Annotated in this window: 1 protein-coding gene; it reads left to right on the top strand. The window is 35.1% G+C overall.

What is annotated here, in order from left to right:
• Positions 1 to 208 (top strand): hypothetical protein (locus V6255_RS19070; protein WP_341629494.1); only part of this gene is annotated, 208 nt, incomplete at both ends.

Below are 208 nucleotides of genomic sequence, written 5' to 3'. Positions count from 1 at the left end.
GTAGAGTTTGAGTTTTTTTGTAATGGAGAACTGATCGATTCTTTTATTGCGCATAGTTTTTATCATGGTTTTGCTAAGGTTTACTTCCCTCGTGAGCGTTATATTGGGGTTCATATACCACTGACTAAACTATCTAAGAAAGGCGATAAGTTAGAAGGGTTTGCTAAAGAAACAAGGCAGCAACTGACTTATAAACCTTTAATTGTTA

It is taken from the genome of Psychromonas arctica, assembly GCF_038155225.1.
Lineage (GTDB): Bacteria > Pseudomonadota > Gammaproteobacteria > Enterobacterales > Psychromonadaceae > Psychromonas > Psychromonas arctica_B.
This window is presented reverse-complemented; position numbering and strand designations above follow the sequence as displayed.